At 68.0% G+C, this 24,496-nt stretch carries 24 protein-coding genes and 2 pseudogenes; 11 read left to right on the top strand and 15 right to left on the bottom strand.

The window, feature by feature from the left end; genetic code table 11:
• Positions 1-215: 215 nt before the first annotated feature.
• The 3 genes from ACYJP6_RS07755 to ACYJP6_RS07745 all read right to left on the bottom strand — a co-directional run bounded on the left by ACYJP6_RS07755 (position 216) and on the right by ACYJP6_RS07745 (position 2,112).
• Entirely contained in the window at positions 216-857 is a 642-nt protein-coding gene (locus ACYJP6_RS07755; RefSeq protein ID WP_459474461.1) for a TIGR04211 family SH3 domain-containing protein, read from the bottom strand.
• 231 nt (positions 858-1,088) lie between these two features.
• Entirely contained in the window at positions 1,089-1,301 is a 213-nt protein-coding gene (locus tag ACYJP6_RS07750; RefSeq protein WP_459474460.1) for a hypothetical protein, read from the bottom strand.
• Between the two features lie 22 nt (positions 1,302-1,323).
• The gene (locus ACYJP6_RS07745; protein WP_459474459.1) at positions 1,324-2,112 is read right to left on the bottom strand and encodes a CDP-diacylglycerol diphosphatase; all 789 of its coding nucleotides are present in this window, start codon (positions 2,110-2,112) and stop codon (positions 1,324-1,326) included.
• A 46-nt stretch (positions 2,113-2,158) separates the two neighbouring features.
• On the opposite strand from ACYJP6_RS07745, the gene ACYJP6_RS07740 reads away from it, so the two are divergent.
• A complete protein-coding gene (locus ACYJP6_RS07740; RefSeq protein ID WP_459474458.1) occupies positions 2,159-2,425 on the top strand; it encodes a DksA/TraR family C4-type zinc finger protein in 267 nt (88 codons plus the stop codon).
• A 157-nt stretch (positions 2,426-2,582) separates the two neighbouring features.
• Here ACYJP6_RS07740 and ACYJP6_RS07735 read toward each other — a convergent pair whose 3' ends face one another.
• The 5 genes from ACYJP6_RS07735 to ACYJP6_RS07715 all read right to left on the bottom strand — a co-directional run bounded on the left by ACYJP6_RS07735 (position 2,583) and on the right by ACYJP6_RS07715 (position 5,576).
• Positions 2,583-2,954, bottom strand: coding sequence for a VOC family protein (locus tag ACYJP6_RS07735; protein ID WP_459474457.1), 372 nt, complete (start codon positions 2,952-2,954; stop codon positions 2,583-2,585).
• A gap of 65 nt (positions 2,955-3,019) precedes the next feature.
• Positions 3,020-3,718 carry a helix-turn-helix transcriptional regulator gene (locus ACYJP6_RS07730; protein ID WP_459474456.1) on the bottom strand — a complete coding sequence of 233 codons (699 nt, stop codon included), beginning with the start codon at positions 3,716-3,718 and terminating at the stop codon, positions 3,020-3,022.
• An 81-nt stretch (positions 3,719-3,799) separates the two neighbouring features.
• Positions 3,800-4,285 (bottom strand): hypothetical protein, encoded by a 486-nt coding sequence (locus ACYJP6_RS07725; protein WP_459474455.1) that lies wholly within the window; start codon positions 4,283-4,285, stop codon positions 3,800-3,802.
• Positions 4,286-4,317: 32 nt separating this feature from the next.
• Positions 4,318-4,872, bottom strand: coding sequence for a GNAT family N-acetyltransferase (locus ACYJP6_RS07720; RefSeq protein WP_459474454.1), 555 nt, complete (start codon positions 4,870-4,872; stop codon positions 4,318-4,320).
• Positions 4,872-5,576, bottom strand: a complete 705-nt coding sequence (locus tag ACYJP6_RS07715; RefSeq protein WP_459474453.1) for a glutathione S-transferase N-terminal domain-containing protein — start codon at positions 5,574-5,576, stop codon at positions 4,872-4,874. Before ACYJP6_RS07715 ends, ACYJP6_RS07720 begins: the two co-directional genes overlap by 1 nt.
• A gap of 141 nt (positions 5,577-5,717) precedes the next feature.
• On the opposite strand from ACYJP6_RS07715, the gene ACYJP6_RS07710 reads away from it, so the two are divergent.
• Together ACYJP6_RS07710 and ACYJP6_RS07705 are read left to right on the top strand one after the other, a co-directional pair.
• Entirely contained in the window at positions 5,718-6,467 is a 750-nt protein-coding gene (locus ACYJP6_RS07710; RefSeq protein WP_459474452.1) for an alpha/beta fold hydrolase, read from the top strand.
• 3 nt (positions 6,468-6,470) lie between these two features.
• A complete protein-coding gene (locus ACYJP6_RS07705; RefSeq protein ID WP_459474451.1) occupies positions 6,471-7,517 on the top strand; it encodes a metal-dependent hydrolase in 1,047 nt (348 codons plus the stop codon).
• A gap of 71 nt (positions 7,518-7,588) precedes the next feature.
• Here the strand turns inward: ACYJP6_RS07705 and ACYJP6_RS07700 are convergent.
• Positions 7,589-7,711: pseudogene (locus ACYJP6_RS07700) on the bottom strand (hypothetical protein); the annotation flags it as partial.
• Positions 7,712-7,878: 167 nt separating this feature from the next.
• Here ACYJP6_RS07700 and ACYJP6_RS07695 point away from each other — a divergent pair.
• Entirely contained in the window at positions 7,879-9,324 is a 1,446-nt protein-coding gene (locus ACYJP6_RS07695) for an aminotransferase-like domain-containing protein (protein ID WP_459474450.1), read from the top strand.
• Here ACYJP6_RS07695 and ACYJP6_RS07690 read toward each other — a convergent pair.
• Complete coding sequence (locus ACYJP6_RS07690) at positions 9,321-11,036, bottom strand: GGDEF domain-containing protein (protein ID WP_459474449.1); 1,716 nt, start codon at positions 11,034-11,036, stop codon at positions 9,321-9,323. The two genes, ACYJP6_RS07695 and ACYJP6_RS07690, sit on opposite strands and share 4 nt — an antisense overlap.
• A 610-nt stretch (positions 11,037-11,646) precedes the next feature.
• On the opposite strand from ACYJP6_RS07690, the gene ACYJP6_RS07685 reads away from it, so the two are divergent.
• Positions 11,647-12,696, top strand: coding sequence for a glycoside hydrolase family 5 protein (locus ACYJP6_RS07685; RefSeq protein ID WP_459474448.1), 1,050 nt, complete (start codon positions 11,647-11,649; stop codon positions 12,694-12,696).
• A 27-nt stretch (positions 12,697-12,723) separates the two neighbouring features.
• On the opposite strand, the gene ACYJP6_RS07680 is transcribed toward ACYJP6_RS07685, so the two are convergent.
• Positions 12,724-13,425, bottom strand: a complete 702-nt coding sequence (locus tag ACYJP6_RS07680) for a glutathione S-transferase family protein (protein WP_459474447.1) — start codon at positions 13,423-13,425, stop codon at positions 12,724-12,726.
• A gap of 182 nt (positions 13,426-13,607) precedes the next feature.
• Between ACYJP6_RS07680 and ACYJP6_RS07675 the strand changes: the two genes are divergently transcribed.
• Entirely contained in the window at positions 13,608-14,120 is a 513-nt protein-coding gene (locus ACYJP6_RS07675; RefSeq protein WP_459474446.1) for a nucleoside 2-deoxyribosyltransferase, read from the top strand.
• Here ACYJP6_RS07675 and ACYJP6_RS07670 read toward each other — a convergent pair.
• The gene (locus ACYJP6_RS07670) at positions 14,113-15,012 is read right to left on the bottom strand and encodes a LysR family transcriptional regulator (RefSeq protein WP_459474445.1); all 900 of its coding nucleotides are present in this window, start codon (positions 15,010-15,012) and stop codon (positions 14,113-14,115) included. The genes ACYJP6_RS07675 and ACYJP6_RS07670 overlap by 8 nt on opposite strands.
• An 87-nt stretch (positions 15,013-15,099) precedes the next feature.
• On the opposite strand from ACYJP6_RS07670, the gene ACYJP6_RS07665 reads away from it, so the two are divergent.
• A complete protein-coding gene (locus ACYJP6_RS07665) occupies positions 15,100-15,882 on the top strand; it encodes an NAD(P)H-dependent oxidoreductase (RefSeq protein WP_459474444.1) in 783 nt (260 codons plus the stop codon).
• 507 nt (positions 15,883-16,389) lie between these two features.
• Here the strand turns inward: ACYJP6_RS07665 and ACYJP6_RS07660 are convergent.
• From ACYJP6_RS07660 to ACYJP6_RS07650, 3 genes are read right to left on the bottom strand one after another with little or no spacing between them, the layout of a single operon-like run.
• Positions 16,390-16,689 carry a DUF2845 domain-containing protein gene (locus ACYJP6_RS07660; protein ID WP_459474443.1) on the bottom strand — a complete coding sequence of 100 codons (300 nt, stop codon included), beginning with the start codon at positions 16,687-16,689 and terminating at the stop codon, positions 16,390-16,392.
• Positions 16,686-16,970, bottom strand: coding sequence for a DUF2845 domain-containing protein (locus ACYJP6_RS07655; protein WP_145006396.1), 285 nt, complete (start codon positions 16,968-16,970; stop codon positions 16,686-16,688). Before ACYJP6_RS07655 ends, ACYJP6_RS07660 begins: the two co-directional genes overlap by 4 nt.
• Before the next feature lie 19 nt (positions 16,971-16,989).
• Positions 16,990-19,839 carry a DUF748 domain-containing protein gene (locus tag ACYJP6_RS07650; protein ID WP_459474442.1) on the bottom strand — a complete coding sequence of 950 codons (2,850 nt, stop codon included), beginning with the start codon at positions 19,837-19,839 and terminating at the stop codon, positions 16,990-16,992.
• 220 nt (positions 19,840-20,059) lie between these two features.
• Here ACYJP6_RS07650 and ACYJP6_RS07645 point away from each other — a divergent pair.
• The 4 genes and pseudogenes from ACYJP6_RS07645 to ACYJP6_RS07630 all read left to right on the top strand — a co-directional run.
• Positions 20,060-20,764: pseudogene (locus tag ACYJP6_RS07645) on the top strand (methyl-accepting chemotaxis protein); the annotation flags it as partial.
• Between the two features lie 204 nt (positions 20,765-20,968).
• On the top strand, positions 20,969-21,682 hold the full coding sequence (locus tag ACYJP6_RS07640) for a methyl-accepting chemotaxis protein (protein ID WP_459474812.1): 714 nt from the start codon (positions 20,969-20,971) through the stop codon (positions 21,680-21,682).
• A 295-nt stretch (positions 21,683-21,977) separates the two neighbouring features.
• Positions 21,978-22,931: a bestrophin family protein gene (locus ACYJP6_RS07635; protein ID WP_459474441.1), complete on the top strand. Its 954-nt coding sequence runs from the start codon at positions 21,978-21,980 to the stop codon at positions 22,929-22,931.
• Positions 22,932-23,191: 260 nt separating this feature from the next.
• Complete coding sequence (locus tag ACYJP6_RS07630; protein WP_459474440.1) at positions 23,192-24,496, top strand: MFS transporter; 1,305 nt, start codon at positions 23,192-23,194, stop codon at positions 24,494-24,496.

Raw genomic sequence — 24,496 nt, 5'->3', positions numbered from 1 at the left:
CGGTAGCAGAAGTCGTGCCTCGTTAAGGCACGGAGCGCCGTCGCAGGTTCCGCACAGCCGCTAGAACGGCGTTTAGAGCCTGTTCAAAATCTCGCGAGCTAGAGCCAAACAAGGCGAAAAGCCCTGAGGAAGCGGAGTTTACAGATGGTAAATGAGCATTCCGAAGGGCTTTTCAACGCCGTTTGGCCGACGCGCAGCAGATTATGAACAGGCTCTTAGAACCAGCGGTCGTTCTTCTTCCGGCCGCGGGTCATGGACGGCAGGATCAGGCCGGCCAGCAGGCCCGCGCCGGCAATGCTGCCGCCGTAGACCATGTACTGCATCAGCGCCTGCTTGTTCTCGTTGCCGAGCTTGGCCTGGGTGCTGCGCAGATCCGACTGGGCCTGGGTCAGCTGGGCGTCGAGGTCCTTGCGGCGGCTTTCCAGTTCATCGATCTGCTTCTTGCGCGAGTCCAGGGTCTCCTGCATGCCCTGGACGCGATTCTTCCAGCTGTCGTCGATGGTCTTGAGCTGGCCGCTCAGTTCGGCGACCTGCTGCTCCAGCTGCGGCAGGCGCTCGGCCTGGCCAGGCTTGGCCTGCAGGTCGCTGCTGGGAATCCAGACGGTGCTGCCGCCTTCGCCGCGCACCTGGCTGTAGTCGCCCTGGGTGCTGATCAGCTCGACCTTCTGCCCGGACTTGAGGGTGCCGACGATACGGTAGCCATCGGTGGGGCCGCTGCGGACATAGGTGGTCAGGCTGTCGCTGACCCAGCGGGTGGTGTTTTCCTGGGCGGCCGCGGTGCCGGTGAAGGAGGCGAGGGAAGCGGCCAGGCAGAGGCCGAGATGCGGAAGGCGGGACAGCAGGCGAGATGGGGACATGGGCATGATCGGGTCTGTATGCGTGAGCTGAAAAGATGAAGGCCGTGGTGACCAGGCCGGATTATTGTGGGGCAGTACCCTAGCAAGCTGCCGCGATCTATCCGCCAACCCGTAGCGCTCTCTGTGCGAGACGGTGAAACAGTTCAAGCTTTGGCGGGGGAAAGCGACGGCCAGTGTCATCTTGCCGCCATACGGCAGCCAGCGGAAGGCATCGAGTGCGGCCTTGGAGCTTCAGAGCCGATTGAGCAGATCCAGGCCAAGGGCGGCCAGGACGCCCAGTCCGGCGCTGCCGAAGGCCAGCGCCTTGCCCCACCAGCGTTTCCAGGCCAGGGCACCGGCGACCATGCCCACGCCACAGAGCAGCAGGCCGCACTTGAGATAGAAGTCCGACCAGGCGAGCAGCTGGTCGATGAAATCGAAGAGATCGTGGAATTCCGGCGGCATGGGGCCTCCTGGCGGGCTGGCGCTATTGAGTCGCCGCGGCCACGGTCGTTCCCTGGCAATCCGCCGCCAGCAGCCGTTCCGCCGAGCCCTGGTCGCCGGGCTGGCTGCCGACGCGCCCGGCCAGCAGCAGGAAGTGCCGGCTGGCATCCCGGCTCGGCAGGGCTACCAAGGCCAGCGACAGGCGCGGATCCGGCACGGGGTAGGGCGGGTCCGCCGCCAGGGCGGGAAAGAAGTCCGCGGCCAGCAGCTGGGTCTCGCTCAGGCGCCGCACCTGATAGCGACTGCCGGCGAGCGCCACCGGGAGCGCACGCCACTGGTCATCCATCCCTGGGGCCAGTTGCCAGAGCTGCTGGCGCAGCTCGGGCCTCAGGCAGGCGAGGTGCACGTGCAGTTGATCCTGGCTACGGCCGCTGGGCGCATTCAGCGCCAGGCCGACGAGGTCGTCGGCCACCGCTGCCGGACCCCAGGCGCTCAGGTACCAGCGCTGGCGCCAGGCCAGCCCGAACCAGTTGGGTTGGCCGGGTTGCCACAGGGCTGGACTCTCCAGACCTCGCAGTGGGCGCAGGGGCACCAGGATGAAGTGCTGGGGTTCGCCGGGCGCGCGTAGCACGGCGAAGCCGGGGTTTTCGACCACCTGGCGACAGGGCGCGGGTTGCCCGGTGAGCCAGGCATTGGGTGCGCACATCCCCGTCGTGACCTGGCGCAGCAGCTCGCGGCTGGAGCAGCCCGCCAGCGTCATGCCCAGCACCAGCAACGACAGCTGCCGCCACCACGACCAGCGGACGCTGGACGGCGGCGAACATCTGGGCAAACTTCCTTTCCAATGGGTATCAGGGCAGCACATGGGGGAGTCAGCCATGGCCAATGGGTGGGCCGGAGACGGCGCGGTTCAGGAACAGATCGACAGCACGGTGGATGATGCGGTGCAGCGTGCCCGCAGTCGCCTGCATCGTGGCGCGAGCCTGACGCACTGCGAGGAGTGCGGCGATGCCATCCCCGAGGCGCGCCGCCAGGTGGTGCCGGGCGTGCGCCTGTGCATCCGCTGCCAGTCCGAGCAGGACGCCGAGGACCAGCGCGCCGGCGGCTACAACCGGCGGGGCAGCAAGGACAGTCAGTTGCGTTAGGACGGACGCGGGCAAGGTCATAGTGCGGCGACCTTTAGAGGGCAAGGGCTCACAGGCCAAAGATAGGAAAGGTTTGTACCATGCCGATCCCTTGTCCAGCAGCTGGCGCGACCTGCGCGAACTGCTGAGCCACCCTTCCCGTAGCGGCCGGCAGGGCTCAGTCGGGATGCACCGCATAACCCCTTAGCCGGTTGCCGTCCGGATCGAGGGCGACGAAGCTGCGGCCGAATGGCAGATCGGTCGGCGGCCAGGCCACTTCGGCGCCCCGGGCCAGCCAGAGTTCATGCAGCTCATCCACCGCCGCCAGGCTTTCTACCTTGAAGCCCAATTCACCTGACGCCCTGCCCGCGCTCACTGGCGGGACCACTGCCTCCCGCGCCCACAGGCCCAGGGCGAGACCGGACGGGAGTACGAACAGGGCGAAGCCGGGGCCGTCGTCGACCGGGGTGAGGTCGAGCAGCCTTGCGTAGAAATCCCGGCTGGTACGGACATCGGCAACATAGAACATCAGACTGGTGCGGTAGTGCATGGCGTCTCTCCTCTGGGGTGATGCCGCCCAGTCTAGGGACCCCCACTGCCAGTTTCTGTCAGCAGTCACACAGGGATATTGCGCTGACGCTCCATCTGCTTGCGCCAATCCCTGAGCAAGGTCTGGCGACGCCGCGGATAACGCTGCTCGCTGGGCTCTACCACGAGGATGCGGTCGGCGCGAAAGCTGCGGAAATCTTCACGCAGCTCACACCAGCCCAGAAGCACCCGGGCGGCGTCGAAGTAGGCCAGCGCGAAGGGCCAGATGGTGCGCCGGGACTCGCTATCAGCGGCGTCGCGGTAGACCAGGGTGACCTTGGTTTCCTGGCGTATCGCCTGGCGCAGAAGCGCCGGATCGATCTGGTTGTGCGGTGTTTCCCGGCTCGGCCCGATGAGCAGGGTGGTCATGGCCAACTCGTTTTGCAGTTCGCTCGGCAGGACCGCGGAGATCCGCGCCAGGGCATTCCGGGCGGCTGCGGCCAGGCTGCCATCGGTGCGCTCGGCTACCCAGCGCGAGCCGAGGACCAGGGCTTCCAGCTCTTCCGGTGTGAACATCAGGGGTGGCAGCAGGAAGCCTGGCTTGAGGATATAGCCGACCCCAGGTTCGCCCTCGATGGCTGCCCCCAAGGCTTGCAGGCTGGCGATGTCGCGGTACAGGGTTCTCAGGCTGACCCCGGTTTCCGCCGCCAAGGCGCGGCCACTCACGGCGCGGCGGTGCCGGCGCAAGGCCTGGAGCAGATCGAACAACCGTTCTGAGCGTGACATCCGCGCAGTTTAAGCGGGTGGAGGGTGATGCTCTAGCGGTGGGCGGTGCGGGTTATGGGCTTCAGGAGTACGGCAGCTGGTTCACGGCAGGGGATTAGGTTGGCGCAAAAGCTCCTTAGTCATCTCTCTGAGACGGGAGATCTCTAACTCTTGCACCCGGCGTTCCCCTGCCGTGAGTTCTCGCTCCGCATATTCGCGACTCAGAAAGAGGATGGCATCGTTACCGTCCGGGGTGTCGCTGTAGCCAGGATGGGTGGCGATTTCGCTCAACAGCGCGCGCGTGATGGGCGCAAGGTGGAAATGCAGAGAGAATCCCGCGGAGAAGCCCAGCTTGTAGACCACCACGCTATGAGGCGCATAGCAGCGCTGCAGCAGTTTCTCTGCGAAGCTCAGTTGCTGACCCAGCTCAGCCAGACTGGTAGCGTCGAGCTCGCTGAAGTCTCCCGCGCACTGTTGGCTATTCAGGATCAGGCAGCCGGGATAGCGGGAATCCTGCCGATAACCAAGGCACCAGTGTGCGCTCTCGATTATTGCGGTCGCGTCGTTCCTATCCAGCCCAGTGGTCATCGTCTCTGCTCTATCTCCGAGAGGCAGTCAGTTTACTCAGCCGTGCTGCGCCCGGCCTGCCAGCGTGATCGACTCAGCCGAAACAACCGGTGCGGACGCAGTGGGTGGCCGGTGGGCAGCCGGGGATGCTCAAAGGTGCCAGCATCGATCATCCCCAGGCGTCGCATCACGGCTAGAGACGGCTGGTTGGACACGGCAGTGAAGGCGACCACCTCTTCAAGGCCGAGCACCTCGAAGGCGTGGGCCAGGGCCAGACGGGCGCCACGAGTGGCATAGCCCTCTCCCCAGTAGGGGCGATCCAGACGCCAGCCGATCTCGACCGCAGGGGCGCAGGGGAACTCCGGCGCCACCGGGCTGATACCCAGCAAGCCGAGCAGGACGCCATCGGCGCGACGCTCCAGTGCCCAGAAGCCCCAGCCGCGTTCAGCGATGCCCTGGCGACAACGTTCGAGCATGGCAGCACTGGCCGCTTGGTCCAGGCAGGCCGGAAAGTGGTGCATCACCTCGGGATTGGCGTTGAGCCGGGCGAAGGCGGGGCCATCTTCCGGATACCACTGGCGCAGCTGCAGCTCATCGTCGGCAACCATCAGGGCGCCGCCGGTATCCCCAGGCCGCGCTGTACCGCCGGGCGGGCAAGGAAGGTGTCCAGTACGCGGCGGACCTCGGTGAAGTCCTGGAAGCCGACCAGGTCGTCCGCCTGGTAGACCTCCACCAGGGCGCGGATCCAGGGAAAGGTGGCGATGTCGGCGATGCCGTAGTCGTCGCCGAGGATCCAGGCTTGCCCCTTCAACTGGCCATCCAGTACGCCCAGCAGGCGCCGGGCTTCGGCCACGTAGCGGTCGCGGGGTCTTTTGTCTTCTATGTCCTTGCCAGCGAACGTGGTGAAGAAGCCGAGCTGGCCAAACATGGGACCGATACCGCCCATCTGGAACATCAGCCACTGGATGGCCTGGTAGCGCAGGGCCGGGTCTTGCGGCAGGAAGCGACCGGTCTTTTCCGCGAGATAGAGCAGGATGGCGCCGGACTCGAACAAGCCGAGCGGCTCACCGTCAGGACCGTCGGGATCGAGGATGGCGGGGATCTTGTTGTTGGGGCTCAGTGACAGGAATTCCGGGGTGTGCTGGTCGTCCTGGCCGAAGTCGACCCGATGCACCTCGTAGGGCAGCCCCAGCTCCTCCAGCAGGATGGCCACCTTGACGCCATTGGGCGTGGGTAGCGAATAGAGTTGCAGGCGCTCGGGGTGCTGGGCGGGCCAGCGGCGGGTGATGGGGAAGGAGGACAGATCGGCCATGGCAGGCTCCTTGGGAAGGGCGGTGCAGCATGAGACCCCTGGGCGCGAGGCGGGTTGCCCGGTGCCGAGCGAAGCGGAACTTAGCGCGATGCCGGCCTCTCCATCTCTCTAATGTCCGCCTTTCACCACCGAGGTTTCCCAATGCTCCCCCACAGCCAGCAGGGCACCGGTTCGCCCACCTTCGTGCTCATGCACTTCCTCGGCGGCTCCCACCGCACCTGGTTTCCCACCGTGCCCTACCTGGACGGCGAGCATCAGTGCGTGGCACTGAATACGCCGGGCTTTGGCGATGCGGCCGAGGTGGAGGGCTACAGCGTGGCGGAGATGGCCGATCGGGTGGATGCCAGCATCCGCGCCCTGGGCCTCGAGCGCTGCATCCTGGTCGGCCATTCGATGACCGGCAAGGTCGCCGTAGTACTGGCGGCGCGGCGACCTGAGTATCTCGTCGGGCTGATCCTGGTCGCTCCTTCACCGCCGGGTCCGCAGCCCATGAGCGAGGCGGATCGTGATGCGCAGCGTGCCTACGGAAAGAGCCGGGCGGAAGCCGAGGCCTTCGTCGATGAATCCAGCGCCCATCGCCTACCCGATGCCATCCGCGAGGTGGTCATCGCCGATGCCCAGCGGCTGAATCTGGCTGCCTGGCGCGCCTGGGTCGATCATGGCAGTCGTGAAGACTGGAGCGAACGGATTCCGACGCTGGACTACCCGGTGCTGCTGGTCTGTGGCGCGGATGACGAGCAGGTGCCGGGGCCGGAGGAGCAACGTCGGACCACCCTGGCGCCTTTCCCCAACAGTCGCCTGGAGGTGATCTCGGGCGCCGGCCACCTGATGCCGTTGCAGACGCCCCAGGCCCTGGCGCGCTTGATGCTCGACTTCGCCAAGGACCTCTGACCGGTGGATTCGCTGACCCAGGCCGTGCTCGGCGCCACGCTCCAGACCGCCTTGCTCGGTCGCTGGCAGGGGCGGCGAGCCATTTTCTATGGCGCCGCCCTGGGCACGCTGCCAGACCTCGATGTGTTCATCGACTACGGCCACGCGGTCAACGAGATGACCTACCATCGTGGCTTCAGCCACTCGCTGTTCGTGCTGACCGGGGTGGCCCTGCTGCTGACCTGGCTCTGCGGCCGCTGGCGCGACCCGGGCTACGGTCGACGACGCCTGTTCCTTACCCTCTGGCTGGTGCTCGTCACCCATCCCTTGCTGGATGCCTTCACCACCTACGGCACCCAGCTGTTCTGGCCGCTGCCGACCACCCCGGTGGCCTGGTCCAGTATCTTCATCATCGATCCGCTCTATACCCTGCCGCTGCTGCTGGCGGTGTTGGCCGGGCTGCTGCTCGGCCCGCGCGGGCGCTCGCCGCGCCTGGCCGTGGCGGCGCTGCTGATCTCCACCACCTACCTGGGCTGGACGCTGGTGGCCAAGTATTCCGCCGAACGCCAGGTACGCACGGTACTGGCGGCCCAGGGGCAGCAGGACGCCCGGCTGTTCAGCGCGCCGCTGCCCTTCACCAGCCTGCTGTGGCGGGTCATGGTGGACGACGGCCCGGACCGCTACCGGGAAGCCTGGGTAGGCCTCTTCGACGGACGTCCCCCCGAACTGGTGACCCTGCCCCGCGGTGGCGAGCTGGCGCCCATTCTGGCCACGTCGCCGGCCGAGCAGCGCCTGCGCTGGTTCACCAACGATTGGCTGCGCTACGACCGCCTGGGCAATGACCTGGTGGTGACCGACCTGCGCCTGGGTGCCACCGGCTATCACACCTTCCGCTTCGTCCTGGCTCAGCGCGACGCCACGGGCTGGCGACCGGTTGCCGAACCCTCGTTATGGCCGCGCGAACGCGGTGGCCGGGAGCAGCTGGCGGTGGTCTGGCGCAGGCTCTGGCACCCGGAGCTGCCGGCCCCCGTGGCGGACTGGGCGGCACGGCTGTCGCGCCTGCCGGACTGACGCCAGGCGTCGATCAGTACTCGCCACCAGGGGCGTTGCGCCTCGTGCAGGGCCGTGATCCGATCCAGGCCGATATCGGCCAGCTCCTTCTCCGTGAGCTCCAGCAGGATGCGGCGGGTGGTCAGTTGGCGCCGGAACAACAGCCAGCAACCGGCGGTACGGGTTTGGTCATGAAGGCTAGTGGGTCTGGGCATGGCGTCTCTCCTGTCTGTCTCCATGCTCCGCCGCCGGACGCCGGACGGGCAGACCCAGGCGTGGCGGTTGTGCTCCATACAGCCGCCATACAGTGGACGGCTGTATGGTGTTCCTCGTGGTCATCTGTATGGCGCGGCCTGGCTGGCTTGGCCGTTATAGTCCAGGCATGAATCGCTACCAGCTGTTGGCCGACGCGCTCGGCCGCCGTATCGAACAGGGCCTCTATCGACCGGGCGAACGCCTGCCGTCGGTGCGCGCCCTGGCCCAGGAGCACGGGGTGAGCCTGGCCACGGTGCAGCAGGCCTATCGCCTGCTGGAGGATCGTGGCCTGGTGGAGCCGCGGCCCAAGTCCGGCTATTTCGTCCGCCTGGAGCGGCGGGTGATCGAGCTGCCCCAGGTCACCCGGCCAGCGCGCTGGCCGGTGGAGGTGTCCGGCTGGGAGCCGGTGCGCGAGCTGATGACTTCCACCCCCGATTCGGTGCGGGTGCAACTCGGCCGCGGCCTGCCGGATACCGAGGCGCCGACCCTGGCGCCCTTGCTCGCCGGCCTGGCGCGCCTGGCCCGGCGGCCAGGCAATGCCGGGCTGTCCTACGACAGCATCCAGGGCGTGGCCGCGCTGCGCGAACAGGTGGCGCGGTTGCAACTGGATGCCGGTTGCGTGCTCACCGCCGACGACATCGTCATCACCAGTGGCGCCCACGAGGCGCTGGCTACGGCGCTGCGCGCCACCTGCCAGGAGGGCGACATCGTCGCGGTGGATTCGCCGACCTTCCATGGGGTGATGCAGACGCTCAAGGGCCAGGGCCTCAAGGCGCTGGAGATCCCCACCGATCCGCGCACCGGGATCAGCCTGCCGGCGCTGGAACTGGCGCTGGAGCAGTGGCCGGTGCGCGCCATCCAGCTCACGCCCAGTTGCAACAACCCGCTGGGATACTGCATGCCGGAGGCGAACAAGCGCCAGCTGGTGGCCTTGGCGCGCAAGCACGACCTGGCGGTGATCGAGGACGATGTCTATGGCGACCTGCTCTACAGCTATCCCCGGGGACGGGCGCTCAAGGCCTTCGACGAAGACGACCGGGTGATCCTCTGCAGCTCCTTCTCCAAGACGCTGGCGCCAGGGCTGCGGGTCGGCTGGGTGGCGCCCGGGCGCTATGCCGAGCGCATCCTGCACCTCAAGTACATCGGCACCGGCTGCACGGCGCCCCAGCCGCAGCTGGCCATCGCCGAGTTCATCGCCGCCGGCCACTACACGGCCCATGTGCGGCGGATGCGCGCCCAGTACCAGCGCAATCGCGACCTGATGAGCGCCTGGGTGCAGCGCTACTTCCCCGCCGGCACCCGGGTCAGCCAGCCGCAGGGCAGCTTCCTGCTCTGGGTGGAGCTGCCCGAGGGCTGCGACAGCCACAGCGTCAACCGCGAGCTGCTGGCGCAGAGCGTCCAGATCGCCTGCGGCAGCATCTTTTCCGCGTCCGGCAAGTATCGCAACTGCCTGCGCCTGAACTATGCCCAGGCCCAGCGGCCCGGCATGGAGGAGGGGGTGCGACGGGTCGGCGAGACGGCGTGCCGGCTGCTGGGCGAGGCCCTGGCGGTTCCGGTACCGGCACTGGTCTAGCTGGGTTCGGCGACCTCGCTGCAATTGCGCCCGCGGTGCTTGGCGCGGTAGAGCGCGGCGTCGGCCTCGGCCAGCAGGCGCACCTGGGTGCCGGGCGCCTGGCGTGCCGTCACCGACACGCCGAAGCTTGCGGTCACCGGCAGGGCGTCCGTTGGGCCCGCGTCAAAGGGGGTCTCGGCGATGCCCTGGCGCAGCCGTTCGGCCAGCGCCAGGGCTTCGGCGGGGTGCCTGACGTCGGCCAGGACGGCGAACTCCTCTCCGCCGATGCGGGCCAGGCGATCGCCCTGGCGCAGCAGGCTGCCGCAGCGCTGTGCCAGTTGTTGCAGCAGCAGATCGCCGGTGGCATGGCCGTAGGTGTCGTTGATGCGCTTGAAGTGATCGATGTCGAAGGCGATGGCCGCCAGGTAGTGCGGGGTCTCGGCCATGCCCTGGGCCAACTGGCGCTCGAAGGCGCGGCGGTTGGCCAAGCCGGTCAGATAGTCGGTTTCCGCCCGGGTCGCCAGCTCGGCGATGAGCGCATCGCGCTCCTGGCGCAGCTGGTCGGCCTGTTGCAGTTCGTGTTCCAGCTGTTCGAAGGCGGCGAACAGGCTGCGCGGGTCGTCCGCGGTCCTGGCTTCGGCCGGCCGATGCAGCCGACTGAGGCTGAGCAGGCGCTGGGTGTTGGCCAGCAGCGGGGTGAGCAGGCGCCGCTTGAGCAGCAGCAGCCCGGTACCCAGCGCCAGCAGGATGCCCAGCGCGGCGGCGAGGGTCAGCAGCAGGCGCAGCCGGGCTTCGCCGGCCAGGCGCTCGACTTCGCCGCTGGACAGACGCAGTGCGGTATCACGCAGGTCGAGGATGCTGGCCATGGTCGGCACGTAGCCGTTGGCGAAGGCGGCGGCGCTGGGCGCGGTGCCGGCGGCCAGCGCCGCGAGCGTCTGGCGATAGCCCGCGAGACCGCCGCCCAGATAGCTTTCCTGCACCTGCAGGAAGCGGATGCGCTCAGGGCTGCCGGGTTCCAGGTCCAGGTTGCCGCGCAGCAGGTCCACCAGCTGGCTGATGCGCCCCTGGGTCTGCTGGAGCTGGACCTGCTCGGCATCGCTGGGCGGTCGTCCCGCCTGCAGCGCGGGGGTCAGCAGGGAGCCCAGGCGTCCCGCGGTGTCGCGCAGCCGCGCGGCGAGCTTGGCGTTCACCAGGCAGATGGCGATCGCCGGCGTGCGCCGGACCAGATCGTGCAGCGTCAGGTCGGCGGCGACGAGGTTGTCATCGAAGGCGTGGAACATGCCCTCGACGGCGGCGGCGATGGCGCGCTCGTCCGCTTTGCCAGCGGCTTGCAGCACCAGGTCCACCTGGCTGCGGGCCTGCTGCAGGCTGCGATAGCTGCTTTCGGTCTGGGCGAGGGTCACGCTGCACTGCCGGCAGTCTTGCAGCAAGGCCTGCAGGCGGGAAAAGCGCTCATCGCTCAGGGCGCGTGCGCGGAGCAGTTGCTGGGGATCGCCCTCGCGTCCGCCGAGCATGGCATTGGTCGGTCCTCGTTCGCCGGAGACGGCTTCCATCAGGCGCAGTGCCTCCTGGTACACCGGCAGCTGGTCGCGGGTCAGTGTCAGGTTGGCCGAACTCTCATAGGCGTGATGGACGATCAGGGCCATGCCGCAGGCAGTGGCGAGCGAGGTCAGCACCAGCAGGACGTTGGTCAGCCGGGTGAGGTGAGCGGTCAGTTGGAAACGGCCAGACATCGATCGGTACCGGACGAAACTTGCCCACTGGGCAGCGAAGGGAATGGCCGGGACAGGCGCAACGTGGGCGGAATTCTAATGGCAGGGATGACGGATGAACCACGGAAAAGCGGCGGAAGGGCGGGCGTCGAGGAACGAACGGTCGCGGCTGGCGCGGGGCGTTGCGCGCGCGGTTTTCGCCCGCTTGGCCGTCGGCTGCGGCCAAGGTATCCGTGCGGACAAGAAGACTGGCCCTTTGCCGGCACAACGTCGGCAAACGTGAGGCTAAAGAGGGCATTCAGGCGGCGAAATAGGCCGTTCGGGCGAAAAGCGATTTGCCAGTATTGCTCCCCCGACCAAGCGGCACTAAGACTTTGGATATAGGGAAATTTGACGACGTTAAATTGACCTGGCTGGCGTCCTGGCGGTGACGGGACGCCTTCGTCGAGCAGTGGACGTTGTTCGTAGTATCCACAGGCATTTGCCCGCCAGCCCTCCCAGGCAAGAACGCTGGTCGGTGTCACCGGAAGGACATCGAGTCGAGCCGAGGACCTAGTCCTCCTGAACGGGAATCCTCATCCCTTGGGATGAATCGATTCCGCTTGGTTTTCCCGTTGCCATCGGTGATCTCATGACTTCCGCTACCGCCGCTCTCTCCGTTTCCCGGCCGCGCCTGCTCGGTGCCGCGCTTCTGTCCCTCGCCCTCGCCGCGCCCGTGCAGGCGGGTGTCGACCTGGTCGGCATCAATCTCTCCGGCGCCGGTTTTGCCCCCCAGGTGCTGCCGGGGGTCAACGGTACTCACTACATCTTCCCCAGCGAGGCGCATTTCCAGCAGTGGAAGGCGCGCGGGGTGACCTTCGTGCGGTTCCCGATCATCTGGGAGCGGCTGCAGCCGACGCTGAACGGCAACCTGGACAGCACCTATGCGGCGCTGATCGACCAGAGCTTCGCCTATGCCGCCAAGTACGGCGTGAAGATGGTGCTGGATCTGCACAACTACATGAGGTACCGCGGCAACATTATAGGTACCAGCAGCGTGCCCTACAGCGCCTACCAGAACGTCATGACCCGCATCGCCACGCGCTGGAGCGGGCAGTCCGCGCTCTACGGCTACGACATCATGAACGAGCCGCACGATGCGCTGGCCTATTGGCCCACCGCGGCGCAATACGGCATCAACGGGGTACGGGCGATCGACAGCACCCGGCCGATCTTCATCGAGGGCAATGCCTGGGCCAGCAGCTTTTACTGGCCGCGCTACAACGACAGCCTGCTCGCCCTCACCGATCCGGCCAACAAGCTGATCTTCGAGGCCCATACCTACTTCGATGCCGACGGTGGCGGCGCCTACGCCACCGCGGTGACCAGCGTCGATCCCCAGGTGGGGGTGGAGCGGGTCAAGCCCTTCGTCGACTGGCTGCGCAAGAACAACCGCAAGGGCTACATCGGCGAGGTCGGGGTGCCGGACACCAACAGCGGTTACTACACTGCCCTGGCCAACATGCTGGCTTACCTCAAGACCCAGTGCATCCCCGCCACCTATTGGGCGGCCGGCCCCGGCTGGGGCAGCTACGCGCTGTCGGTGGAGCCCACCGATGGTGTCACCGCCCGGCCGCAGTGGGCGACGCTCAAGGGCTACCTGGACAACACCTCCTGCAGCGCCTTCGGGCCGGGTAGCTGAAACCCGGACCGCAGCCCTCTGGGCGCTTCAGGGGCGCGCCGGCGACGCCAGTTCCGGCAGCCCGCTGTTGCCATCGGCATAGGCCGCCTGGAAGCTCGGACGCTGCTGCCAGCGCGCCCACAAGCCCGCCAGGTGTTCGAAGCGCTCGTCCAGCGGCGTCTGGTTGGTGGGGAACTTGGAGAAGGCGATGGCGGTGCAGAGGGTGATGTCGGCGAAGGTCGGCGCCGCGCCGCCCAGCAGCCACTCGCGGCCATCGGCCAGGTGGCGATCCACCAGCGCCGCGTGCATCAGCGCCTCCTTGCGGCAATGCTCGCCCCACTGCGGATTGTGGGTCAGCTCCAGCTTCTGGCCGAGGCCTTCGTATTGCACGTGGAACATGGTCACGATGCGATAGAGCACATGGACGAAGATGCGGTCGTTCCACATGGCGTCCTGGCCCTGCTCCAGCGGCGTCTCGCCCAGCACCTTGCGACCGGGATAGCTGTTGTCCAGAAAGCGGGCGATGGCCGCGCTCTCGGCCAGGTAGCCGCCCTCGGCGAGTTCCAGGGTCGGGGTCTCGCCCCAGGGATTGCGCTTGAGGTGTTGCCACTGCCGCTGCTCGCCCTCGGGAGCCATCTTCAGGATGACCTCCTCGAACTGGTCGGCGATGCCCTTCTCGTGGATGAACAGGCGCAGCCGCTGCGGATTGGGAAAGGCCGACGGCGAGGTGTAGAGGCGTAGCTTGGACATGAGGAACTCCAGGGGGATGATCGAGGGGGCGACGGTCGATGGCCAGCCAGCGTGCGATCCGGAACGCCGAGGATTATGGGCCGCGCGGCGCGGCGGAAACCAAGCCTGTGCATGTCATCGATACAGAGAGGCGATTGGACGCCGCTGCACTAGACTCGGCCTTTTTGCCGGAGATTCCCCCTATGCCCCTGCGACTCTATCTGGCCGGACCGGAGGTCTTTCGGCCGGATGCCGTGGCCCATGGCGAACGCCTCAAGGCGCTCTGCGCCGCCCAGGGCTGCCTGGGTCTCTTTCCCCTGGACAATGCCCTGCCGGCCGAGCTGACCGACCCGGGCGAGCAGGCGGCCTGGATCTACCGGGCGAATCTGGCGCTGATCCAGCAGGCCGACGGGGTGCTGGCCAGCCTGGACTTCTTTCGCGGCGCCGAGCCCGACAGCGGCACCTGTTTCGAGGTGGGCTACGCCGTGGCGCTGGGCAAGCCGGTGGTGGGCTACGTACCGGAGGCCGGCAGCCTGGCCGAGCGCATCCGCCGGCGGCACCCCGAGCAGGTCGGGACGGGGCAGCTCGATCGCCAGGGGTGGACGCTTGAGGAATTCGGGCTGCCGCTCAACCTGATGCTGGCCGTGCCGGCGACCTTGGTGGTGGGCGGCCCGGCCGAGGCACTGACCGCGCTGCGCGAGCTGCTCGCTAGCTGAGGCTGGCGACGATCCGTTCGCGCAGCCAGGTGTGGGCGGGGTCGCGGTGCAGACGTTCGGGCCAGAGCAGCAGCATGTCGAAGCCGGGGATGGCCAGCGGCGGTGGCTGGGTCTGCAGGCCGGGATGGGTGAGGGCTATCTGCGCCGGTAGCAGGGCTACCAGATCGCTGGCGACCAGGGCGCTGGCCAGGGTGGAGAAGTGCGGCACCGACAGCACTACCCGCCGCTGCAGACCGCGCTCCGCCAGCAGGCGGTCGGTGGCACTGGCGAAGCCGCCGCCACTGGGCGAGACCAGCGCCTGGTCCAGCGCGCAGAAGGCTTCCAGGGAGACCGGCGCCTGCAAGGCCGGATGACCACGGCGGCCCGCCAGCAGATAACGTTCGGTGAACAGCAGGCGCTGGCGCAGACCGGATGCGGCGGCATCGGCCACGTCCAGGGCGAGGTCCAGGCGGTCGCCTTCCAGTTGCTCGGCGAGCAGGTCGGGCTTCTTGTCCAGGAGGGCCAGGCGGATGCCGGGAGCCTGCTGGCGCAGATCGGCTAGGAGCGGCGTCAGCAGGGTGGTGGCGCTATGGTCGCTGGCGGCGATGCGCCAGGTGCGTTCGGCGCGCGCCGGATCGTAGCGGGCGGCCGGGGCCAGGGCCTCATCCAGTGCGGCCAGGGCCTGGCGCAGCGGCTCGCGCAAGGTCTCGGCGCGTGCTGTCGGCCGCATGCCGCGGGGGCCCGGCAGGAGCAGGGGATCGTCGAGCAACTGGCGCAGCCGGCCAAGCTGCAGGCTCACCGTGGGTTGCGCGAGATTCAGCCGGCGGGCCGCGCGGGTCACGTTGAGCTCGGCAAGCAGGGCGTCGAGGGTCACCAGCAGATTGAGGTCAAGGCGCCGCAAGCTATTGTGCATGGCAATGGCTGCTGTTTCGGTAATTCATTTCCAGCATACCTCAGGCGTCACCTAGCCTGGTCGCCTCTTCACTACGAGGTGACCGCCATGAAGGTCCTGCTGGTCTATGCCCATCCCGAACCCCGCTCCCTCAACGGCGCCCTGCGCGACTTCGCCGTCGCCCATCTGCAGGCCGCCGGCCACGAGGTGCAGGTGTCGGACCTCTATGCCATGGGGTGGAAAACCACCCTGGACGCGGCGGATGCGCCGCACCTGGCGCCGGACGAGCCCTTCGATGCCGTCGCCGACTCCCAGCGGGCCTATGCCCGCGGCGCGCAGCCGGCGGATATCACGGCCGAGCAGGCCAAGCTGCTGTGGGCCGATACGCTGATCCTGCAATTCCCGCTGTGGTGGTTCTCGCTGCCGGCCATCCTCAAGGGTTGGGTGGAGCGGGTCTATGCCTGCGGCTTCGCCTATGGGGTGGGCGAGCACAGCGACAATCACTGGGGCGACCGCTATGGCGAAGGCACCCTGGCCGGCAAGCGCGCCCTGCTGGTAGTGACCTGCGGTGGCTGGGAGTCGCACTACAGTGGGCGCGGCATCAATGGCGGCCTGGACGACATCCTCTTCCCCATCCAGCACGGCATCCTCTTCTATCCCGGCTTCAGCGTGCTGCCGCCCTTTGCGGTCTATCGCACCAGCAAGGTGGACGCGGCGGGGTTCGAGCGGCTCTGCCAGACCTATGGTGCCCGCCTCGACGGCCTCGCCACGGACACCCCGCTGGCGTTCCGCCGGCAGAATGGCGGCGACTACGAGATCCCGGCGCTGACGCTGCGGCCTGACCTGGCGCCGGGGCGGACGGGGTTGGGCATCCATCTGCGGGAGGAGTGAGGGGGCGGAGATACCCTCACCCCAGCCCTCTCCCAAGGGGAGAGGGCTGGGGTGAGGCCGTTAGCCCAGGTCTGGCTTTATTAGGTTGGCGCTGAGCGCAGCGAAGCCCAACAGCGAGGCTGGGCCTTGGGTGGTGTTGGGCTGCGCTGGCGATCGACCCCATTTACGACGCGACCCTCACCCCAGCCCTCTCCCAGGGGGAGAGGGGGCGGTTCCGTACGGTGCATGGACCGCAGCGAAGTTGACCTTATCAGTGGAAAACGCTCTGCGGTTTTCCACGCTACGGAGCGAGGCTACCGGGTTGAGCCGTAGGTTGGGTTGAGCGCAGCGAAGCCCAACGGTGCCCAAGATTGAACATCCCCGTTGGGCTTCGACGATGGAGCCGTCTCAACCCAACCTACGTGACTACGATGCTTCAGTGCAAAACGCTGCGCGGTTTTCCGCCACGGGCTGTAGGGTGGACGACGGCGCCGCCTCGTCCACGCGAACCTTTCGAGGCGCAACACCTCAATCGGCCCTCTTGCTGTCCACCTGGTCCAGCCGGCCACTGCGGAAGGTGACGAAATAGAGCATGCCGTTCCAGGGTCCGTAGGCCCATTCCTCGACGAATTCGACCTGGCGATAGCCGTAGGCATCGGTGGTCTGGCGCTCGCCCAGGGGCGTGACGCTCAGCGGGTCGCCGCATTTGGCGCGCACCTCGTGGGTGGTGGCGCCATCGGAGACCAGGGCGCTGCCACAGCGCAGGGAGGCGGCCTGGGTGGCACCGGTGGCGAGCAGCAGCGAGAGGAGCAGGACGCGGGCGGTCATTGGCGCTGGAACTCGATGCGAGTGAGACGGTTGGCTTCGAAGGTGAGGATGTAGTTGGCACCGTTCCTGGGGCCGTAGACCCATTCCTCGATCACCGCCTCGCGGCGCTCGTTGCGGCCCAGCTCGTAACCCACCAGGTCGCGGTGGGCGGGCTCGCCGCATTTCTGCAGCACTTCGAAGGCGCGATCGCCGCGACTGACCAGGGCGTTGCCGCAGCGCATGGAATCGGCGGCGGCGCCGGTGGCGACCAGCAGGGTGAAGGCGGCGAGCAGGCAACGCATGTAGAGGTCTCCTGGCCGGTCAGAGCACCCCCAGCTGCAGCTGCGCGGCCGTGGGCGACTCGCCGGATTGGGCTTGAGTGCTGACGTCCAGCAGGTAGACCCGCTGGGCATCCAGTTTCGCCGTGTCCACCAGATAGGTCTTGATGGCGCCCGCGCGTTGTTGGGCCAGGCTACGCAGGAGGCCGTCGTTGCCGCTCCAGGCTTCGAGCACCGCCTGCCGCAGGCGGGCCGTGCGGGTGGCATCGTCAAGACTATCCCATTCCTGCGGTGGTTGCGCTTGCAGTCGCAGTCGGTACAGGCCTTCCAGCAGGGGCGCGCGCATGTCGGCGGGGACCTGCAGCTGGCTGGGTTCGGCCGGCACCTTGTCGCCGCGCCGTTGCAGCAGGTTGAAGTACTGGGTCTGGAAGTCCTTTTCCAGCTGGCTGGCAGCCAGGGCGCGACCGTCGCTGGCGGCGCCGGCATGCCCCTTGACCTCGACCGTCAGCTGCGGCCGCTGGCGCAGGGCCGCCGCCAGCTTGTCCAGTTCGCCCCGGGCCTGGGCGGAGAGGCTGGTACTCCCGGGGGCGAAATCGATGGCGCTGAGATCCGCCTCGTGCCCGCCGACCAGTCCCGCCAGCATGCGGAAGGGCGCCTGGACGGCGCGACTGAGCACGTTGCGCAGGGTCTGCCAGACCACCGGCATGACACTGAAGTTGGGATCGTCGAGATTGCCCGCCACCGGCAGGCGCAGGTCGATGCGACCGTGGCTGTCCTTGAGCAGGGCTACCGCCAGGCGCACCGGCAGGTCGACGGCGTCCTTGCTGTCCACCCGCTCGCCCAGCTCCAGCTGATCGAGCACCACGTGGTTCTGCGCCTGCAGCTTGCCGTCGTCGATGCGGTATTGCAGGTCCAGGTCGAGGCGCCCCTTGCGCACCGCGTAGCCGGCGAACTTGCCGGTGTAGGGCGACAGGGTGGTGAGTTCGACCTGGCGGAAGTAGGCGGTCACGTCCAGTTGCTGCCAGGGATCCAGGGGGTCGAGCCGGCCCTTGATCTCCACCGGGGCGAAGCGGTCGACCTTGCCGGCGAGGTGGATGTCGGCTGGTTTCGAGGCGGCGGTGTCGAGGGTGCCGATGCCGCCGTCCAGGGACTGGATATTGGTGGCGAAGCCGGGCTTGAGGCTGTTGTCGGCGAAGTCGGCGCTGCCATCCTTGATGTTCACCCCGCCGATCCGGATCTGCAGCGGCGGCGCGGCATCCTTGGTCTCGCTCCTGGGCTGGGGGACGAGCAGGGCGCTGAAGTTGTTGCTCAGGTCTTCGTTGATCACCAGGGTGCCATAGGGCTTCTCCAGGTCGATCCTGTCGATGACCAGGCGCTTGCCCAGGTCGAAGGCGATGCCCTGCAGGTCGAGCAACTGCCAGCGCATGAAGTCCTGCTGGTGCAGGGTGTCGAGGACATGCACCTGGGTGACCTGGGCCGCGCCGCTGACGCTGACGCCGAGGGGCTCGCCGGGCGTCAGGGCCACCTTGAGCCGGCTGGCCAATTGGCCGCTGCGGATCTCCAGGCGGACATAGGGGCTGAGATAGGGCTGGGCCTGGCGCAGGTTGAGTTCGTCGATGCCGACGTCGAAGTGGCCCTGCAGGGGCGTGAGCGCCAGCTGGCCGCTGGCGGTGATGCGACCGCGATCGCCCAGGGTGGTCTTGATCTCCAGGCCGAAGGGCTGGTCGCTGGCGGTATCGAAGCCCTTCACGGCCAGGTCCAGGCCGCTGAAGTACAGACTGGCCGGCTCCGGGGGGACCCGGTCCACCAGGTGCAGCTGGTTGTCGCCGAGCTGGACGTCGTCGAGCTTCACGCGCCAGGCCGGACCGCTGCTGGGCGCCTCGCTGCGGGGGAACAGCTTCTGCCAATCCAGGCTGCCGTCCTGCTCGCGATTGCCCCAGGCATCCAGGCCCGCGCCACGCAGGCGGGTGATGGCGACCTCGCGTTTTTGCAGGTCCAGGGCGATGCCCTCGGCGGCCAGGCGCTTGAAGCTGGCCTTGGGTTCGGCGTTCACTGCCTGCACGGCGACGTCGTCCAGCGTCAGCCGGCCCTGGCTGAGTTGCAATTGCAGGGTCTTGGCCAGGTCCAGTCGGTAATGGGCACTGGCCTCCAGGCGGCCCTTGCCCAGCGCCAGGGGCAGCTGGTTGCGCACATAGGGCCACCAGGGCGCCAGGCTCACGCCCTTGAGGGTCAGGTCACCCTCGCTGCGCAGCGGCAGCAGATCCAGGCTGCCTTTCCAGGTGAGCTGGCCGCCCTGGGCGGTGGTGGCGGTCAACGCCAGCTGACCCGGGGTGTCGCCGCTGCGGGTGCGGAACTCCTGCAGCTGGGCGTCCAGCGGGGTGAAGGTGACATCCACCGGCTGGGCGCCCTGGGCATCGAGGAAGTGCAACTGGCCGCCGACCAGGGCGATGCGCTCGATGTGCAGCGGGAAGGGCTGGCTCGGTTCGGCTGCGGCGGGCGCGGCGGTTGCGGTGGCCGGATCGCTGCGCCAGAGCTGCGCCAGGTTGACCGCGCCTCCCTTGGCGATGCGCAGATCGACCCGGGGCTGGTCGAGGCGCACGTCGGTCAGGTGCAGGGTGCGCCGCCAGAGGCTGTCCCACTGCAGGTTGGCGTAGAAGCCATCGGCGGCCAGGGTCGGCCGCTCCGCCGGGCCGATCAGCAGGCGCTCGGCGTGCACCTCCAGGGTGAAGGGATTGAAGCTCAGCGCCTGCAGGCTGGCAGGCTGGGTGAGGCGCTCCGCGAGCGTCTGGTTGAGGTAGTGCAGGGCGAGCCGAGGCCCGACCAGGAAACCGAGCAGACTGTAGAGGGCCAAGAGCACGAGCAGGACGAGGCTCGCTTTCACAATTCTGGGCATGCAGGCATCTAGGGCGGCGGAGGTGGCCGGATTATGGCATGCGACCCCAGGCGGCAAGGGCGGTCGCCGTCCCAAAAGCGGCGTGGTTCGACCTCTGGTGGTCGCTCTGCGACCGTCTGGCGGGCATTCGCGGAAACAGTCTGCCTTTCAAGGAGCTGAAATCTTATTGCAATAAATCTGTAGTGAAGTGGCCTCCCGCTCGATCCTCTCGGTCTCCTTCATGAATCTCTCTCGTTCCTTGCGTGCCCAATTGCTGCTGCTCATCGGCGGTGGCCTGGTGTTGTTGCTGGTGCTCGCCCTGGCCGGTTTCGGCCTGCTGTCCCGGCAACTGGACGGCTATCAAGGGTTGCTCCAAGGCCCCCTGGAAGAGGCGCGCCTGGTGGACGCCACCAACCTGGCCTTCAAGTCCCAGGTGCAGGAATGGAAGAACGTGCTGCTGCGAGGCGGCGCTGCCGACCAGCGCGAGCGCTACTGGAAGCAATTCCAGGATGAGGAAGCCCGCGTCCAGGACCTGCTGGCGCAACTGCAGCGCAGCGCCGATGACCCCGAGCTGCGCCAGCGCCTGCAGCAGCTGGCCCAGAGTCACCGTGACCTGGGCGAGGCCTATCGCCGCGGACTGGCGGCCTATGTGGCGGCCAACTTCGTTGCTGCCCAGGGCGATACCGCAGTCAAGGGCATCGACCGGGCCACCAGCGAGCAGCTGTCCGGCCTGGTCACCGTCCTGCACCAGCGCGCCAGCGACCAGGCCCAGCGCCTGGCCGCCGAGGCACGCCGGACCGTCCTGCTGGCGGTCTGCGCCATGCTGGCCTTCGCCGTGCTGATCGCCTTGCTCAGCGCCTGGCTGGTCAACCGGCGCATCGTCGGACCGCTGGCCCAGGTCACCGAGCAGCTGGTTCGCCTCAGCGAGGGGCGCTTCGGGCAGCCGCTGGCCGAGACCCGTCGCGACGAAGTGGGGCGGTTGTCTCGCGCCGCCAACCGCCTGCGGGATTTCTTCAGCGACCTGGCCGGGCAGCTGCGCCAGGGCGCCGGGGCACTGGACGCCACTACCCAGGCGCTGGGCGCCATCGCCCAGCGCAGTGGCGAGGGCATCCGCGACCAGTTCTCCCGTACCGATCAGGTGGCCACCGCCATGCACGAGATGAGTGCCACGGCGGAAGAGGTGGCCCGGCATTCCGGCAGCGCCGCCACGGCCGCCAACGAGGCGGATCGTGCCGCCCAGGAAGGCGAGGCGAGCATGACCCGGACCATCGCCACCATCGAACGGATGCACCGGGAGATCTCCCGCACCGCCGCCGTCATCGCCCGCCTGGAAAGCGACAGCGACCGTATCGGCAGCGTGCTGGAGGTGATCCGCGGCATCGCCGACCAGACCAACCTGCTGGCGCTCAACGCCGCCATCGAGGCGGCCCGGGCCGGGGACGCCGGGCGTGGCTTCGCCGTGGTGGCCGACGAGGTGCGCAGCCTGGCGGTGCGTACCGCCAGTTCCATCAGCGAGATCCATCAACTGATCGCCACGCTACAGGGCGCGGCCCACGAAGCCGCCGAAGCGGTGCGCGCGGGCGCCGCCGAAAGCACCGCCGGCCGCGACCAGGTGGTGGCTTCCGGCGAGCGCCTGCGCAGCATCACCACGGCGGTGGAGGCCATCCGCGACATGAACCGGCAGATCGCCACCGCGGCCGAGGAGCAGACCTCGGTGGCCGAGGACATCGCCCGCAACCTGGCGGAGATCGTCACCGTGGCTCGCCACAACGAAGAGGACCTGCAGCGGACCCAGAGCGCCAGCGAGCGACTGCAGGGCGTTTCCCAGGACCTTTCCAGCCTCGCCGCCCGCCTGCGGGACTGAGTCCGGAGTGCCTTCGGGGATGAAGGCCAGCAGGTACGCCGATCAGCGGTCGAGCGCTCGCCAGGCCCCCGGCCAGAGCCTCTGCGGGGCAGGGCGAAGCGCTCTACGACGGCACTTTGCCATGATCCGCTGGTCGCCTTGGATTAAGTTTGACTTAAGGACCGCCGACTAGTCTCTCGAACAGGTTGCAGGCTCAGGAGGAGGCGCGGCGACGGGTCGAGCAGCCCGTGGCGAGGGGACGGGAGGTACCGGCAACCGCGAATCCAGCATCCGCGCCGCCGTTCGGGAGTGCCCCATGTCCAGTCCGATCCAGCTCCATTCGATCCGCAAGAAGATCGAGTTCCTGCGTACCAGTTTCAGCTATGTCGGCTGGTCGCTGTTCGGCCTGCTGCTGTGGGACGTGGCCGTGACCGTGGACGCCATGCTGTTCGTCGACGACCGCTTCGACCTGCCGCTTACGCCCCTGACCCTGCTGTGCTCGGCGCTGGTGGTACTGATCAGCTTTCGCAACAGCAGCGCCTACGGCCGCTGGTGGGAGGCGCGGACACTGTGGGGCGCCATGGTCAACAGCTCGCGCAGCTTCGGCCGCCAGGTGCTGACCCTGATCGACGACCGGGGCGCCGGGCAGAACCGCGTCAAGGCGGTGCTGCTGCGCCGGCACATGGGCTACCTGCACGCCCTGCGCGCCCAGCTCAAGCGCCAGGATCCGGCCCAGGCTGCTGCGCCCTATCTCGCCCGCCACGAGCTGGCGCTGGCCGAGGGCAGCCTCAACTTCGCCAACGACATCCTCGCCGGGACCGCCGAGCTGATCGCCAGCGAGTATCGCCAGGGCCGCCTGGACAGCATCCGCCTGGCGCGGCTGGAAGAGACCCTGGTGGACATGTCCAACTGGCAGGGCGGCATGGAGCGCATCGCCAACACCCCCTTGCCCTATCCCTACGTCTGCTTCCCCCAGCTGTTCAGCTTCCTGTTCTGCATCGCCATGCCGCTGGGACTGGTGTCGACCCTGGGCTGGTTCACCCCGCTGGTGTCCACCGTGGTCGGTTTCATGCTGCTGGCACTGGAGCGCATCGGCAGCGATCTGCAGGCGCCCTTCGCCGACAGCCAGCACCAGATCACCATGGACAAGCTGTGTGCCACCATCGAGGCCAACCTGCTGTCGATGCTGCGCCCGCGCAGCGAGGAGGGCAGCGCGGTGGTCCTGGCCCATGCCGAGGTCGACGGGGCGCCGGCGCGGCAGGTCGCCTGAGGCGGGGGGTGGCCGTCAGCAAGCAGGGGTGACGGCCAGCCCGGCGAAATGTGAATATTTGCGGAAAGTGCCGTGTTAGAGGCATTTCTTTCATCAGGCCACGGCACTAGCGCCGCTTCGTTCCTGTCACATTTTGCAATCTCCCCTGGCAGCGGTGGTTTGCTGGAATCCTCGGTCATCCCGCGGTTCCAGGCGGGCCGGGGCGAGAGGTGCCGCGGGGATGCCCCCGCGACCCTTCACCTCGCTACGGATGCCCGCTCATGTCCGACACCCGCTCCCCCGCCGCCGGGGCCCGCGCCGAACCCTCGCACCGCGCGCGCCATGCCCTGGATGCCCTCAACTTCACCCTGGCCGACGTCCGCGACGGCTTGGGCCCCTACCTCGCCATCTACCTGATCGCCGTACGCGGCCCGGGCGAGGGCTGGAACGAGGCCACCGCCGGTTTCATCATGACCTTGGCCGGCATCGCCGGGCTGATCGCCCAGACCCCGGCCGGCGCGCTGATCGACCGGACCCGCCACAAGCGCCTGATGGTCGGGGTCGCGGCCCTGGTGGTGACGGTCTGCAGCGTATTGCTGCCCTTCGTCTCCAATTTCTATGTGGTGGCCGCCACCCAGTCGCTGGCCCATGCCGCGGCGGCCATCTTCGCTCCGGCGCTGGCGGCCATCACCCTGGGCATCGTCGGTCCTAAGGCCTTCACCCGGCACATCGGCCGCAACGAGGGCTTCAACCATGCCGGCAATGCCGTCTCGGCGGCGTTGGCCGGCGGCCTGGCCTATTTCTTCGGGCCCACCGTGGTGTTCTGGCTGATGGCCTTGCTGGCCGCGGCCTCCATCGTCGCCATCATCCGCGTGCCCCAGGACGAGATCGACGACGACCTGGCCCAGGGCCTGGGTGACGAGGGCGGGGCCCGCGACGCCCAGCCGGTCTCGGCCTGGCAGGCGCTGCTGGCCAATCGCAAGCTGCAACTGCTGGCGCTGCTGGCCGCCATCTTCCACCTGGCCAATGCCGCCATGCTGACCTCGGTCGGCCAGCAGCTGACCCACATCGTCGGCAAGGACAGCGCCACCTCGCTGGTGGCCGTCTGCATCGTCGCCGCCCAGTGCGTGATGGTGCCAGTGGCCATCTTGGTCGGGCGCAAGGCCGACGTCTTCGGGCGCAAGCCGATCTTCCTGTTCGCCTTCGCCGTGCTGGCGATCCGCGGGGTGCTCTACACCTTCTCCGACAGCCCTTACTACCTGGTGGCGGTGCAGTTGCTCGATGGGGTCGGCGCCGGGATCTATGGCGCCCTGATGCCGGTGATCGTCGCCGACCTGACCCGCGGCAGCGGCCGCTTCAATGTCAGCCAGGGCGCCATCGCCACCGCCCAAGGGCTAGGCGCCGCCATCAGCGCCACCATCGCCGGGATCATCATCGTCCGCTTCGGCTACGCGGCGGCCTTCACCACCCTGGCGGCCATCGCCGGGGTGGGCTTCGTGCTCTACCTGCTGCTGATGCCGGAAACCCGCGACGAGCAGGTGGTGTCCGGGACCAACCAGCCAACCGGCTCCGTGATGGGAGGTTGA

Source organism: Pseudomonas sp. No.117 (assembly GCF_054558395.1).
This window is presented reverse-complemented; position numbering and strand designations above follow the sequence as displayed.

Excerpts from the sequence above, each read along its gene's own strand:
- ACYJP6_RS07725 (WP_459474455.1), bottom strand. The coding sequence starts at position 4,285 with ATGACCACTGGGCTGGATAGGAACGACGCGACCGCAATAATCGAGAGC.
- ACYJP6_RS07640 (WP_459474812.1), top strand. The coding sequence starts at position 20,969 with ATGCACGAGATGAGTGCCACGGCGGAAGAGGTGGCCCGGCATTCCGGC.
- ACYJP6_RS07710 (WP_459474452.1), top strand. The coding sequence starts at position 5,718 with ATGCTCCCCCACAGCCAGCAGGGCACCGGTTCGCCCACCTTCGTGCTC.
- ACYJP6_RS07670 (WP_459474445.1), bottom strand. The coding sequence starts at position 15,012 with ATGCACAATAGCTTGCGGCGCCTTGACCTCAATCTGCTGGTGACCCTC.
- ACYJP6_RS07740 (WP_459474458.1), top strand. The coding sequence starts at position 2,159 with ATGGCCAATGGGTGGGCCGGAGACGGCGCGGTTCAGGAACAGATCGAC.
- ACYJP6_RS07750 (WP_459474460.1), bottom strand. The coding sequence starts at position 1,301 with ATGCCGCCGGAATTCCACGATCTCTTCGATTTCATCGACCAGCTGCTC.
- ACYJP6_RS07715 (WP_459474453.1), bottom strand. The coding sequence starts at position 5,576 with ATGGCCGATCTGTCCTCCTTCCCCATCACCCGCCGCTGGCCCGCCCAG.
- ACYJP6_RS07675 (WP_459474446.1), top strand. The coding sequence starts at position 13,608 with ATGCCCCTGCGACTCTATCTGGCCGGACCGGAGGTCTTTCGGCCGGAT.
- ACYJP6_RS07660 (WP_459474443.1), bottom strand. The coding sequence starts at position 16,689 with ATGACCGCCCGCGTCCTGCTCCTCTCGCTGCTGCTCGCCACCGGTGCC.
- ACYJP6_RS07650 (WP_459474442.1), bottom strand. The coding sequence starts at position 19,839 with ATGCCCAGAATTGTGAAAGCGAGCCTCGTCCTGCTCGTGCTCTTGGCC.
- ACYJP6_RS07690 (WP_459474449.1), bottom strand. The coding sequence starts at position 11,036 with ATGTCTGGCCGTTTCCAACTGACCGCTCACCTCACCCGGCTGACCAAC.
- ACYJP6_RS07755 (WP_459474461.1), bottom strand. The coding sequence starts at position 857 with ATGTCCCCATCTCGCCTGCTGTCCCGCCTTCCGCATCTCGGCCTCTGC.
- ACYJP6_RS07720 (WP_459474454.1), bottom strand. The coding sequence starts at position 4,872 with ATGGTTGCCGACGATGAGCTGCAGCTGCGCCAGTGGTATCCGGAAGAT.
- ACYJP6_RS07730 (WP_459474456.1), bottom strand. The coding sequence starts at position 3,718 with ATGTCACGCTCAGAACGGTTGTTCGATCTGCTCCAGGCCTTGCGCCGG.
- ACYJP6_RS07665 (WP_459474444.1), top strand. The coding sequence starts at position 15,100 with ATGAAGGTCCTGCTGGTCTATGCCCATCCCGAACCCCGCTCCCTCAAC.
- ACYJP6_RS07735 (WP_459474457.1), bottom strand. The coding sequence starts at position 2,954 with ATGCACTACCGCACCAGTCTGATGTTCTATGTTGCCGATGTCCGTACC.
- ACYJP6_RS07635 (WP_459474441.1), top strand. The coding sequence starts at position 21,978 with ATGTCCAGTCCGATCCAGCTCCATTCGATCCGCAAGAAGATCGAGTTC.
- ACYJP6_RS07680 (WP_459474447.1), bottom strand. The coding sequence starts at position 13,425 with ATGTCCAAGCTACGCCTCTACACCTCGCCGTCGGCCTTTCCCAATCCG.
- ACYJP6_RS07630 (WP_459474440.1), top strand. The coding sequence starts at position 23,192 with ATGTCCGACACCCGCTCCCCCGCCGCCGGGGCCCGCGCCGAACCCTCG.
- ACYJP6_RS07695 (WP_459474450.1), top strand. The coding sequence starts at position 7,879 with ATGAATCGCTACCAGCTGTTGGCCGACGCGCTCGGCCGCCGTATCGAA.
- ACYJP6_RS07685 (WP_459474448.1), top strand. The coding sequence starts at position 11,647 with ATGACTTCCGCTACCGCCGCTCTCTCCGTTTCCCGGCCGCGCCTGCTC.
- ACYJP6_RS07655 (WP_145006396.1), bottom strand. The coding sequence starts at position 16,970 with ATGCGTTGCCTGCTCGCCGCCTTCACCCTGCTGGTCGCCACCGGCGCC.